13 protein-coding genes and 1 other RNA gene are annotated in these 11588 nt (G+C 45.4%); 10 read left to right on the plus strand and 4 right to left on the minus strand.

Annotated features, from left to right (window positions below):
- The first annotated feature begins 28 nt into the window (after window positions 1-28).
- The 10 genes from F8C82_RS07155 to nhaC all read left to right on the plus strand — a co-directional run bounded on the left by F8C82_RS07155 (window position 29) and on the right by nhaC (window position 9005).
- A complete protein-coding gene (locus F8C82_RS07155) occupies window positions 29-685 on the plus strand; it encodes a heme exporter protein CcmB (RefSeq protein WP_151692860.1) in 657 nt (218 codons plus the stop codon).
- 275 nt (window positions 686-960) lie between these two features.
- Complete coding sequence (locus F8C82_RS07160) at window positions 961-1656, plus strand: cytochrome c biogenesis protein (RefSeq protein WP_151692861.1); 696 nt, start codon at window positions 961-963, stop codon at window positions 1654-1656.
- Window positions 1640-1858 (plus strand): CcmD family protein, encoded by a 219-nt coding sequence (locus F8C82_RS07165; protein WP_151692862.1) that lies wholly within the window; start codon window positions 1640-1642, stop codon window positions 1856-1858. Before F8C82_RS07160 ends, F8C82_RS07165 begins: the two co-directional genes overlap by 17 nt.
- On the plus strand, window positions 1855-2262 hold the full coding sequence (locus F8C82_RS07170; protein WP_151692863.1) for a cytochrome c maturation protein CcmE domain-containing protein: 408 nt from the start codon (window positions 1855-1857) through the stop codon (window positions 2260-2262). The genes F8C82_RS07165 and F8C82_RS07170 overlap by 4 nt, the downstream gene beginning before the upstream one ends.
- A gap of 17 nt (window positions 2263-2279) precedes the next feature.
- Window positions 2280-4697 carry a cytochrome c biogenesis protein CcsA gene (gene ccsA, locus F8C82_RS07175; RefSeq protein WP_151692864.1) on the plus strand — a complete coding sequence of 806 codons (2418 nt, stop codon included), beginning with the start codon at window positions 2280-2282 and terminating at the stop codon, window positions 4695-4697.
- A gap of 9 nt (window positions 4698-4706) precedes the next feature.
- Window positions 4707-5477, plus strand: coding sequence for a Rossmann-like and DUF2520 domain-containing protein (locus F8C82_RS07180; protein WP_151692865.1), 771 nt, complete (start codon window positions 4707-4709; stop codon window positions 5475-5477).
- A complete protein-coding gene (locus F8C82_RS07185) occupies window positions 5461-5985 on the plus strand; it encodes a KdsC family phosphatase (protein WP_151692866.1) in 525 nt (174 codons plus the stop codon). Before F8C82_RS07180 ends, F8C82_RS07185 begins: the two co-directional genes overlap by 17 nt.
- Window positions 5979-6890 (plus strand): geranylgeranylglycerol-phosphate geranylgeranyltransferase, encoded by a 912-nt coding sequence (locus F8C82_RS07190; protein ID WP_151692867.1) that lies wholly within the window; start codon window positions 5979-5981, stop codon window positions 6888-6890. Before F8C82_RS07185 ends, F8C82_RS07190 begins: the two co-directional genes overlap by 7 nt.
- 2 nt (window positions 6891-6892) lie before the next feature.
- A complete protein-coding gene (locus F8C82_RS07195) occupies window positions 6893-7474 on the plus strand; it encodes a Maf family nucleotide pyrophosphatase (protein WP_151692868.1) in 582 nt (193 codons plus the stop codon).
- A 37-nt stretch (window positions 7475-7511) separates the two neighbouring features.
- Complete coding sequence (nhaC, locus tag F8C82_RS07200) at window positions 7512-9005, plus strand: Na+/H+ antiporter NhaC (RefSeq protein WP_151692869.1); 1494 nt, start codon at window positions 7512-7514, stop codon at window positions 9003-9005.
- Here the strand turns inward: nhaC and corA are convergent.
- The 4 genes from corA to F8C82_RS07215 all read right to left on the minus strand — a co-directional run bounded on the left by corA (window position 8968) and on the right by F8C82_RS07215 (window position 11531).
- Window positions 8968-10059: a magnesium/cobalt transporter CorA gene (gene corA / locus F8C82_RS07205; RefSeq protein ID WP_151692870.1), complete on the minus strand. Its 1092-nt coding sequence runs from the start codon at window positions 10057-10059 to the stop codon at window positions 8968-8970. The genes nhaC and corA overlap by 38 nt on opposite strands.
- 85 nt (window positions 10060-10144) lie before the next feature.
- A complete protein-coding gene (locus tag F8C82_RS14725) occupies window positions 10145-10312 on the minus strand; it encodes a hypothetical protein (RefSeq protein ID WP_170266092.1) in 168 nt (55 codons plus the stop codon).
- An 89-nt stretch (window positions 10313-10401) separates the two neighbouring features.
- An RNA gene (gene rnpB, locus F8C82_RS07210) (RNase P RNA component class A) lies at window positions 10402-10778 on the minus strand.
- Window positions 10779-10802: 24 nt separating this feature from the next.
- Window positions 10803-11531, minus strand: coding sequence for a Smr/MutS family protein (locus F8C82_RS07215; RefSeq protein ID WP_151692871.1), 729 nt, complete (start codon window positions 11529-11531; stop codon window positions 10803-10805).
- Window positions 11532-11588: the final 57 nt, after the last annotated feature.

The following is an 11588-nucleotide window of genomic DNA, read 5'->3' on the forward strand; positions in this document are numbered from 1 at the left end:
TTGATGCGATAGCACGTATCTTCGCAGCATGTGGAGAGAAATCCGATATCTTATTGCCAAAGATCTCAAGCTCGATTTTCGTCAGCGGTATGCGATTTTCGCCACACTTCTCTATGCGGTCAGTACCACTTATCTCTCTTATTTCATCTTTAGAGAAACCAGTCTCAATCGACTTTCATGGGTTGCTCTGTATTGGATCATTACCATCTTTTCAGCCCTTTCTTCTGCCACTCGTAGTTTCAGTGCAGAGAGTCAAAATCGGTTTTGGTACTACGCCCAACTCGTTCGCCCTAGCTCGATGATTCTGGCGAAGATGATCTACAATTCCATCTTGCTCGTGATCATTGGAGTGTTCACATACGGATTGTTCACCTTCTTACTCGGCAATCCCATTATTGACAATCTCCAGATGTTGGTAGTGGTGATCATAGGAACGGTAGGTTTCTCTACCACACTAACGCTACTCTCCGCCATTTCTGCAAAAACGAATAACAACACTGTGCTCATTGCCGTATTGAGTATCCCGCTCATGCTTCCCCTCACTATACTTTTGGTAAGAGCCAGTCATGTGGCAAGCTTGGGAATGAATTGGGGAGAAAACACCTATCTCATCTTCCTCTTATTGTTTTCGTCGCTTACAGGAATCCTCTCCTTCATCCTTTATCCTCAAATCTGGAGGGAATAAAAAAGAGGGAAGCCCCAAAAGACCTCCCTCCGCAACCGCCCACGACTGTGAGTTCAGCAAACAATTTTTACTGTTGATAGTGGATTCCCACTGCGTTAGCTCTCGTTCTTACTTACAGTCAAATTGCCTACTGTCAATCGACAGGTACTAGAAGTACGTAATCAAGTTGAACGAAAGGGACACACTATCGTGAACATCGTGTTTGAGTTCATGGACAATTTCATTGCCGATGCTCATTTTTCCGTACATTTGGGCAGCTTAAAAACATCCACATTTTGTCTGTTAAAAAACATTGGTGGAAGGCAGTTGGAGTACTGCTTGTCGCTTATAGTATCTACGCAGGTTTCTTGAATGAAGTCCCGCGTTTGGACGTTCTAAACGAGAGTATCCGTAACCTGTATTTTCACGTAAGTATGTGGTTCGTCATGGTTCCCATGATGCTCGTTTCCCTGATCTTCTCCATTCGTTTCTTGAAGTCTCAAAATCCGCGCTTCGATAAAAGAGCAAGCATTTTTGCCGAAACGGGAATGTTCTTCGCCTTGATGGGCTTAGTTACGGGTAGTCTTTGGGCAAAATTCACTTGGGGAACTTTTTGGACCAATGATCCAAAACTGAACGGAACGGCCATTACCCTTTTGATTTATACAGCCTACTTCATCTTGAGAGGCTCTATGAATAATGAAGACCAACGCGGCCGACTCAGTGCAGTTTACAACGTATTCGCTTTTGTGCTGATGATTGTCTTTATCGGGGTTCTACCTCGACTCACCGACTCTCTACACCCAGGCAACGGAGGCAATGCAGGTTTCAATCAATACGACCTCGATTCGAGAATGCGTGTGGTATTCTACCCCGCTGTCATTGGATGGAACCTTATTGGAGTTTGGTTTGCCCAACTCACTTTCAGAATTAAGACCGCTCGCGAAGCTATCATCAATCAAAAGGAAATTACGGATGAAATATTGGATTAACACCCTTATCCTCACCTTATTCTCTCCCCTCACATTTGCACAGGAATCTGGTGAATCCATTGAAATGGCGGACGTTATGCGCAGCAACGGTAAAATTTACGTGGTTGTTGGCGTTTTGCTAATCATTTTCGTGGGTTTGATTGTTAACATGGTTCGATTGGAAAAAAAGATGAATCGAATTGAGAAAGAGATAAAAGCATGAAGACTTCACACATCATCCTACTTGTGGTAGTTGCCGTTTTAATTGGCGGTATCATTTCCACCTTTCAGGATGCGAGCACGTACGTTACGTTTGATCGCGCCGATCAAAACATTGGAGAGACGTACACCGTAGTTGGAGAGTTAAATCTCGAGCACGATATCACATTCAATCCAAACACCACCATGCTTCGTTTTACCGCGGTAGACGATTCTGGTAGTCAGCGTGTGGTTTACTACAACAGTCCAAAACCCACCGACTTCGAAAAGAGTGAAAAGATCACCATGAAGGGTTTTGCCACCGACACTGCATTTATTGCCTCAGAAGTGTTGATGAAATGTCCTTCAAAGTACAATGAACAAAACCGGATGAGCGGAGCAACAGACTCTTACAGCTCTGAAGATTAATCCCACATTTCTTACCCGTGGAATATATTGGAGAACATTTGTTTGTAGGCGACCTCGGTCGCTTTTTTGTCATTCTGAGTTTTGCAACCTCTATCCTTGCCTTGTTCGCCTATGGTAAATTCTGGCAAAGAGAAGATCGTTTGGAATGGCGAAAACTAGGCCGTGCTTCTTACCTCATGCATGCCATATCGGTATTCGGCATTGTAGGAACGCTTTTCTACATGATGCTGAATCACTATTACGAATACAGCTACGTTTGGAACCACACTTCCAACGAACTCCCTACCCGATACATGTTCTCCAGTTTCTGGGAAGGACAAGAAGGTAGTTTCCTTCTGTGGATGTTCTGGCATGCCGTGCTCGGAATCATCGTGATGTTCACCGCGAAGAAATGGGAGTCGTCTACGATGAGCGTCATTGTGGTAATTCAGGCTTTCTTGGCATCCATGCTGCTCGGCATTTACATTGGCGATACCAAAATCGGTTTGAGTCCATTCTTGCTCATTCGCGAATTGCCAGAGTACATCGGACTTCCATGGACTAAAAACGCGAATTACTTATTGCTGATCGACGAATTCAAGAACGGTCGCGGATTGAATCCCCTCCTCCAGAACTATTGGATGACCATTCACCCGCCTACCCTCTTCTTGGGATTTGCTTCTACCTTGATTCCATTTGCCTATGCCATTGGAGGCTTGCTCACCGGCAACCACAAAGATTGGGTGAAACCCGCCTTGCCTTGGGCCTTCTTCAGCGTTGGAATTCTGGGAATCGGAATTTTAATGGGTGGAGCATGGGCTTACGAAGCATTGAGCTTCGGTGGATTCTGGGCTTGGGATCCCGTGGAAAATGCATCCTTGGTTCCTTGGTTGATGATGGTGGGCGCCGCTCACTTGTTGTTGATTCAAAAAAACCGAGGAGGATCACTCCCTTCTGCCTACCTTCTCACCATATTGAGCTTCTTGTTGATTCTCTATTCTACCTTCCTTACTCGAAGTGGAATCTTGGGAGATAGCTCTGTTCACAGTTTTGTGGATTTGGGTCTTCACGCTCAACTTCTATTGGTGTTGCTCGGTTTCGTTATTGGATCGTTTGCACTCTATTTCTGGAGATTCAAGCAGTTTAAAAAGATGGGGAAAGAAGACGAGCTGTCTTCTCGAGAGTTTTGGATGTTCATTGGAGCCATGGTTCTCCTACTTTCCTCACTTCAAATTACCTTCTCTACTTCAATTCCAGTTTGGAACAGCCTCTTTGGGCCTGATGGATGGATTCCGCTTTTCACGGAAAAACTCGCCAATCCAAACGACCCAGTTCAGCACTACAACCGCTACCAACTTCCATTTGCCATTGTTACGGGGCTTCTAGTAGCCTTCGGACAATTCCTGACGTACAAGCGTAGCACGGCAAAGCAGTTCTGGAAAAGCATCAGTGCTTCCATTTTCATCACTTTGGTGCTAACCGTTGTGATGGTATTGACGCTCGGAATGAAACATCCACTCTACATTGTGATGCTCTTCACTTCTACATGGGCCGTAATAGCCAACTTGGATTTCTGGTTCCGCGTAGGTAGAAAGTGGAAAGGCATTTCTGGACCTTCTGTAGCGCACGTAGGCTTTGGAATGATTCTCTTGGGTACACTTATTTCTCAAGGACAGCAGGAAGTGATTACGCAGAACCAATCGTTTTTGGCAGATGACCTTCCAGCCAACAAGAACAAACTCTTGGTGCTTAACGACACAGCCGAAACCCGAGGTTATAAAATGCAGTGGACCAATCGTTCCACCGATGGCAGAAACATCTATTTTGATCTAAACATCTGGGAGCCAGGTGACGAAAATGTCTCATTCAGTGTTCAACCTTTCTTCCAAATCAATGAAAGAATGGGGAATGTTCCAGAACCTTCTACCCAACACTACTGGAATAGAGACATCTACACGCACGTCACTTACGCGGATCTCCGAGATTCTGCCACTCGTTTCAACCCCTGGCAGAATGAAATTGAAGCTCAACTTGAAGTTTCAGATCCACATTTTATCTTCAACAAGCATCAGTTGACACTCGACTCGGTGATTGTGTACGATATTCAAGCAGCCGATGGACAGTTCTCTGGCGCCACAGTGGGTGCAGCTTTGAGCATTCGCACAATGCAAGACAGCATTTATCACGCTATTCCGATTTATCACATCACCACAGAGGGCGAATCTTTTGAGGATGCCATTATAGAAGAAGTGGGTTTGAAGTTCCAGTTTGCCTCAGCAGATGCCAATCAACAAAAGATTATCATCAAGGCATGGGAACACCGCGAAGCGCAAGAAGATGTCATCATCGTTCAGGCCATCGTATTCCCATACATCAATATTCTTTGGATCGGTTGTATCTTGATGGGGATTGGCTCCTTCATGGCAGTTTACCAACGTCTCAAAAAGAAGAGCTAAATTCTCTACATGATGAAAGTTGGGATATACGGAAATGGAAACGCCGCATGGACATTGGGACAGGCGTTGAAATCTAAATCCGAAATCCAATTGTCGGTAAGTGCCCGTGATCCTGAAAAAGGTAGTGCACTTGCTAACGAATTAGGTGTTGACTTCATTCCCGAATCCGAGGTGGAAACTTCAGGATTAGACGTACTCATACTCGCTATCTCAGATGGCGCTATTGCTCCAACGGCGGCTAGTTTTGATCTCGTGGACACCCTACTCGTACACACCAGTGGGCCTACTCCCATGGACGTGTTGTACAATGGATCTGAAAAGGTAGGGGTGTTTTATCCCCTCCAAACCATGTCCAAAGGAAAGGATACAGATTTTAGCCAAGTGCCTTTTTTGTTGGAATCAGACACGGAAGACGGACTTACCCTCCTAAAAAAATTAGCCACTCTATTGAGTTCGGATATCCGCGAAATGTCGAGTGTAAAACGGCTAGCCCTCCACGCCTCCGCAGTGTTCGTCAACAACTTCACCAATCACATCAACGCAATTGCCACCGACATTTGCGCGAAGTACAACGTGCCCTTTGATTTGCTACATCCACTGATCGATAAAACGGCTGAAGTCGCGAAATCAGGTCAGGCCAGCGAATCTCAAACAGGGCCAGCCGTTCGCAAAGACCGCATCACCATGATGGCACATCAAAGTATATTGAGTCCATCGGAAAATGAAATCTACCGCCTGCTCTCGGAGCACATTCAAAATAGACATGAAACAGAACTATAAAGAGAAGCTCAACCACGTCAATACATTTGTGTTTGATGTAGACGGTGTACTCACAGACGGTACCGTTCTCCTCATCCCTGGTCAGGAGCCCTACCGTACGTTTCACAGCAAAGATGGATACGCTCTACAATTGGCATTGCGCAAGGGGTATCGAATCGCCATTATAACGGGAGGTAAGAGCGTTACCGTAAAAGAACGAATGGAGTCTTTTGGTGTGAAAGACATCTGGATGGGTTCTTCCGACAAGAAAGAAGCCATGGAAGAACTCTTTTTGATGTACGATTTGCAGCCTGAAGATGTGCTTTACATGGGCGATGACATTCCAGATTATGAAGCCCTCCAAATGGCTGGTGTGGCTTGTACTCCTGCCGATGGCGCTCAAGAAGTGAAAGCCATTTGTGATTATGTTTCCCCCAAGAATGGAGGAAAAGGTTGTGTACGTGACATCATTGAACAGACCCTTAAAGTGCAAAACAACTGGATGTTAGAAGGCGACCATACATGGTAAAGGAATGGTTCAAGCTGGTGCGATTTGCGAATGTTCTCTTCATCGGAGGAATTCCCATCGTGTTGCACTATGCCTTTGTACAACCACTGATGGGTGAATCTGGCCTTTCTACGGTTGAACTCCTTCTTTTATTTGTCTCTCTATTCTGCATTGGCTGTGCTGGAAATATCATCAACGACGTATTTGATCAGGAAACCGATGAGATCAATAAGCCCGAAAAGCGAAGTGTAGGCGTTACCATCACTGAAAATGCGGCCTTTTGGCTGTTCGGAATATTGAGCACGATAGGTTTCGTCTTTTTTTGTGCAGTTGCTTACCTCAATGACCAATTGGAGTATGTCATCATCTACCCTTTCAATTTGGTGCTGCTTTGGCTTTATTCCATGGAGCTAAAAGGACGTATTCTAATTGGAAACATTATCATCGCCTTCCTAGCTAGCACCAATGTGCTCATCGTTGCGTTGTTCGACCTTCTTCCTGTAGAAAGTAGCAGATCACCTATCTTCAATACCTGCTGGAACACACTCTTGGTGTTGAGCGCATTCGCATTCCTATCCACCTTAATCCGGGAAATCGTAAAAGATTTGGAAGATGTAAAAGGAGATACCGCTTCTGGATACAAGACATTCGCTATCACGTTTAATTGTCGCACGGTAAAATCCGTCCTTCTCTTCCTGATAACGCTAGATATCACTGCGCTTTTATGGGTTTCATCCCTCTTCTACCCCGACCACTACGAAGTCCTCATTTGGACCAGCATCGTTCTAATTCTACCGTTAGTCATCATTGCCGTTGCACTTGTGCTCGCTGAAAAAGCAACCCAGTACCACAAAATTTCTACATGGCTTAAGATCCATATGCTTCTAGGCCTGCTCTCTCCCATTGTACTCATCTACACCCTATAACTATGAAACGCTTCCAAAAAATCATTTTAGGATCGGGTTCTCCGAGAAGAAAGCAACTCTTGGCTGACTTGGGATATGACTTTGAAGTGAGAGTGAGTGATGCAGATGAATCGGCACCAAATCATCTATCCGCGGAAGAAACGGTTGAATGGGTAGCGCGAAGCAAAGCCCAAGCACTTCGTGAAACTTTAGTAGATGATGAGTTATTGATCACCGCAGACACCGAAGTGTGGAAGAAAAACCGAAGATATGGGAAGCCTGCCAACCGAGAAAGTGCAGTAGAAATGCTTCGTTCACTTTCGGGAACTTCACATCAGGTCATCAGTGGTATATGTCTGTGCAATCGCGAATTGCTTCACACTTTTCACGTTACAACGGAAGTTGCTTTTGTGGAATTGAGTGAGGAAATGATCTCACATTACGTAGATACCTATCAGCCTTTTGACAAAGCTGGAGCCTATGGAATCCAAGAATGGATTGGGATGGTTGGAATTGCAGAGTTGAGTGGATCGTATTACAATGTAGTTGGATTGCCCACTACGGAAGTGTTTGAAGCAATTCAAAATTGGCCTGAGCTCGCTTAGCTTCATTTAGTATCTTGCCCTCAAATCCAAGATACTAATGGTCGCCAACAGACGTCCCTCCCTCGGAATGGCCCTTACCCCGGTCATTTTTCTGATTATTGCCCTTGCGTTAAACGTGTTTATCTTTTCGAAAGAAGAGTTCAAAGAAGTTGGTGCTGACCCTCTTTCTGGAAGTAACCAGATGATCCTTATCATTGCCGGCTTGGTTGCGGGTGGAATGGCCATTCGCTTTGGAAAGAGTTGGGAGGATGTATTTGAAGCTGTATCCAAGAGCATCATGGACACCACCAAGGCCATTCTCATCTTGTTGATGATTGGTGCATTGGCAGGTGGTTGGCTGATTAGTGGTGTGATTCCAGCATTCGTGCACTACGGAATTCAAATCATGAACCCGAACTACTTTTTGCCGGCAGCCATCATTATTTCTGCCATTATTTCGGTAGCTACGGGGAGTAGTTGGAATACCACCGCCACCATTGGACTCGCTTTCATGGGCATTGGCTCTGCTTTGGGGTTTTCGCCTCCCATCACAGCAGGTGCAGTAATTAGCGGTGCGTACTTTGGCGATAAGATGTCGCCCTTAAGTGACACCACCAACCTCGCTCCTGCCATGGCTGGAACAGATTTGGTGACCCACATCCGCTATATGACCATAACCACGGTGCCGAGTATTATCATTACCATCATAGTCTTCACTCTGATTGGTCTTTTTGGAGATACCAACGTGACTGGAACAAGTTCATTGAATATTTCTGAAGATATCCTCGCTCGATTCAACATCACACCATGGTTGATGCTGGTGCCGTTGGTCACTTTGGGGTTGATTATAGCAAAGGTAGATGCAGTTATTTCCATCCTAGTTGGAGCTCTTGCGGGTGGTGTATTTGCCCTCATCTTTCAACCTCATATTGTAGCCGAAATTGCGGGTGTCACCTCGCTAGATGGCTATTCTGGATATTTGGGTGTGTTTAGAGGACTCACCGAGGGTGCCCAATTGGGAGGAGATCATCCTGTACTTGGGGATTTGTTGAATTCTTCTGGTATGTCGGGAATGATGACAACCATCTGGCTCATCATCTCAGCGATGTTCTTTGGTGGAGCCATGCAATCAGCGGGCTTCTTGCGCAGAATTTCACAAGCCATCGTCTCCCTTACAGAATCTGCCGCAGGACTTATTACGTCAACCATCGGAACAGGCTTCTTTCTCAACCTAACCGCCTCCGATCAGTACTTAGCCATCGTGATTCCGGGAAAGATGTACAAAGACATCTACAAAGAGCGAGGTCTAGCTCCTGAAAACTTATCTCGTTCATTAGAAGACAGTGGAACCGTTACCAGCGCTCTCGTTCCTTGGAATACCTGCGGAGCGTATCAGAGTAGTGCATTGGGAGTTGCCACAGGCGATTACTTCATTTACGCCATTTTCAACTGGCTCAGTCCAATGATGAGCATCGCGTTCGCCTATCTGAACATCAAGATTAAGAGAACGAAATCTAAAACCAGCCCTTCCGACGAAAGTAGCGAATCATAATCGCCGTCACGATAATCATGATGCCCCAAAAGACGGGATAACTATACTTCCACTGAAGTTCTGGCATGTACTCAAAGTTCATCCCATAAATTCCAGCCACAAAGGTGAGAGGGATGAAAATGGTAGCAATCACCGTCAATACCTGCATCGTATCGTTGTTTTTCTGTGATAGCTGTGAGAGGTAAAGATTTTCAAGTGCTTCAACCATTTGGCGATAGGCATCCACAGATTCAATCACTTCCAGTGCTGAGTCCTTGAGATCGCTGTAGTATTTCAAGAAGTCATCGTTTAAGAAGCGCATATTTCCATGATTCATCAAACTCACGGTATCCTTTAAGGGGTTCACTGATTTTCTCAGCAACACCAATGATCGCTTGAGCTTCTCCGTGCGAACTAAGGTATCGTCTTGCGGACGGGTAACAATCTCTTCTTGAAGCTCTTCTAATAGTGAATCGTATTCGTCAAGTATCACAAAATACTGATCGATTACAGCGTCCAATAACAAGAACAGAAGGTAATCTGCGGTTCTCAATCGAACGAGTCCCGCTTTATTGCGCAATCGCTCTCGGATATTCTCAAAGATATCCGCTGGCTTCTCTTGAAGTGAAATCACGCTGTTCTCGGTGAGGATAAAGCTGATCTGTTCTATCTGAAAATCGGTTCCTTCGATATCCACAATACTCTTCAAGGTGAAGAACAAGCAATTGGGAAACTCTTCTACTTTTGGGCGTTGGGTCGTGTCCAACAAATCCTCGAGAATCAGTTTATCGATATCGAAGTTTGCACCTATTCGCTGAATGAGATCTACATCGTGAATACCGTGAAGGTTGATCCACTGAACATGTGAATCTCGGAGCATGTTAGCCACGGGCTTATCGAACGACAAATCTCTATCTTCCTCAAAATCATCCTCATTATATCGGATCAATTGAGCCTTAACTCGTTCAACCTTTTGTTCACCAACGTAGATGAGTGAGCCAGGCGCTGTTCCTGTCTTTACACTACGTTTTGCCTTACGAGCGCGCTTTGGCTTCTTTACAGTTGGTTTCTTCATACTATCAAGATAAGAATAGATCGTTACCTCGCCTAAAATTTAGCAAACACGACCTTGTTTGTGCGAGATTTACAAGAAGTAGAGATCAGGAAAGGGCTTCGTAACCACCAAACAGAACGGCAAGCCAAACCAGGCCTTTGATCAAGAAAAATAAGAAGAGAAGAATGGCCGCTTTAGGACCGAGTTCTTTGGCCAATCCCTTCCAGCCTGCACGCTTGTACACAGCTTTGTACTCTCCGATTTTTGAGCGCATACCCATACGGCAAAGATAAGTCTGAAGGCCTTCCATTTAGAGTAGAAAACAAAAAAAGCGACCGAAGTCGCTTTTGATTTACATCGTATTGAAGTATTCCGCTCATAAGCCGGATTCTGTTATTGCCGAAGCAATCCACATCATTTATCTAGAAGTACGGTCACCCGCACCCTCAATCTGCCTACCCCCCGACATTAGGCGAGCAGCCCTTATCCCGCCATTGCGGGACTGTCGGTATACATGACATTTCAACCCACGAGGTTTACCTAGCTACGCATGTCGCCATCCGTACTGGTGAGCTCTTACCTCACCCTTTCACCCTTACCCCAACACGAGGGTCGAGGCGGTCTACTCTCTGCTGCACTTGCTGTTTCCGCATAACGGAACCTTCCCGTTAGGAAGCGTGGCGCTCTGTGTTGTCCGGACTTTCCTCCAACCGAAGCTGGCGATGTGGTCCGCGGAAAATCTTCAAAGAACGATGTATAACATACTATCTAAAGACCACTTCGGTGGCTCCTGTTCCATACTCTCTCAATGAGGCATCGTAATATTCAATTCGTTCCATTCCTTCCAGCATTTCTTGAATTTTAGTTCTCAAAACCCCTTTGCCAACGCCGTGAATCAGAATGACTTTCTTGTAGTGCCCCTTTCTTGCTTTCTCAACTTGATGCCTAGCTACTCGAAGTTGATGCTCCAATTTCTCATGATCCGACAAATGGGAATCGAATTCCAAGAGTTCATGGATGTGCAAATCTACTTCAAGAATATTGGTTTCTTTCTTTCGTGGCTTGAAGACTTTCGTAGAGCTATCTTTATTAATAGTCTCCGACTCTTGCAGTGCTGCGGTAATGGCGGATGAAACGAGCACGAGCTCCGTCTTTCGAAACCAACGTTCAAATCCATCTGAATCTAAAACGAGGTATCCTCTATCGCCTTCATCAATTACTTTCCCTCCGCCGGGCTCATTCAAGTAGCTCACAACAGCACCTACCCCCCATTCAGCTGAATCACTATGAGACGAAGTCTCTGGTTGGATGGAGGAGAATGTAGAGTCAGTTCCTTCGTACTTCTCCAATTGATGAACTTCGATCCAAAGCTCTCTTCCATCATCCGCTGCCACCAAAGCAAGGCCTTTGTCGAGCTCCACGATCATTCCACCGCCGGAACCATCTACAAAGAATATGTGATCACCTACATGCACGCTGCAAAATTGAGACATTTCACGAGAGTATCCGAAACCACAGGAACAAGTTTTCAAATAAAAAGCCCCGGTGTT

This window comes from Phaeocystidibacter marisrubri (assembly GCF_008933165.1).
Classification (GTDB): Bacteria; Bacteroidota; Bacteroidia; order Flavobacteriales; family Schleiferiaceae; genus Phaeocystidibacter; species Phaeocystidibacter marisrubri.

Excerpts from the sequence above, each read along its gene's own strand:
- F8C82_RS07195 (WP_151692868.1), top strand. The coding sequence starts at position 6,893 with ATGAAACGCTTCCAAAAAATCATTTTAGGATCGGGTTCTCCGAGAAGA.
- F8C82_RS07185 (WP_151692866.1), top strand. The coding sequence starts at position 5,461 with ATGAAACAGAACTATAAAGAGAAGCTCAACCACGTCAATACATTTGTG.
- F8C82_RS07180 (WP_151692865.1), top strand. The coding sequence starts at position 4,707 with ATGATGAAAGTTGGGATATACGGAAATGGAAACGCCGCATGGACATTG.
- F8C82_RS07165 (WP_151692862.1), top strand. The coding sequence starts at position 1,640 with ATGAAATATTGGATTAACACCCTTATCCTCACCTTATTCTCTCCCCTC.
- corA (WP_151692870.1), bottom strand. The coding sequence starts at position 10,059 with ATGAAGAAACCAACTGTAAAGAAGCCAAAGCGCGCTCGTAAGGCAAAA.
- F8C82_RS07190 (WP_151692867.1), top strand. The coding sequence starts at position 5,979 with ATGGTAAAGGAATGGTTCAAGCTGGTGCGATTTGCGAATGTTCTCTTC.
- F8C82_RS14725 (WP_170266092.1), bottom strand. The coding sequence starts at position 10,312 with ATGCGCTCAAAAATCGGAGAGTACAAAGCTGTGTACAAGCGTGCAGGC.
- F8C82_RS07155 (WP_151692860.1), top strand. The coding sequence starts at position 29 with ATGTGGAGAGAAATCCGATATCTTATTGCCAAAGATCTCAAGCTCGAT.
- F8C82_RS07215 (WP_151692871.1), bottom strand. The coding sequence starts at position 11,531 with ATGTCTCAATTTTGCAGCGTGCATGTAGGTGATCACATATTCTTTGTA.
- F8C82_RS07170 (WP_151692863.1), top strand. The coding sequence starts at position 1,855 with ATGAAGACTTCACACATCATCCTACTTGTGGTAGTTGCCGTTTTAATT.
- nhaC (WP_151692869.1), top strand. The coding sequence starts at position 7,512 with ATGGTCGCCAACAGACGTCCCTCCCTCGGAATGGCCCTTACCCCGGTC.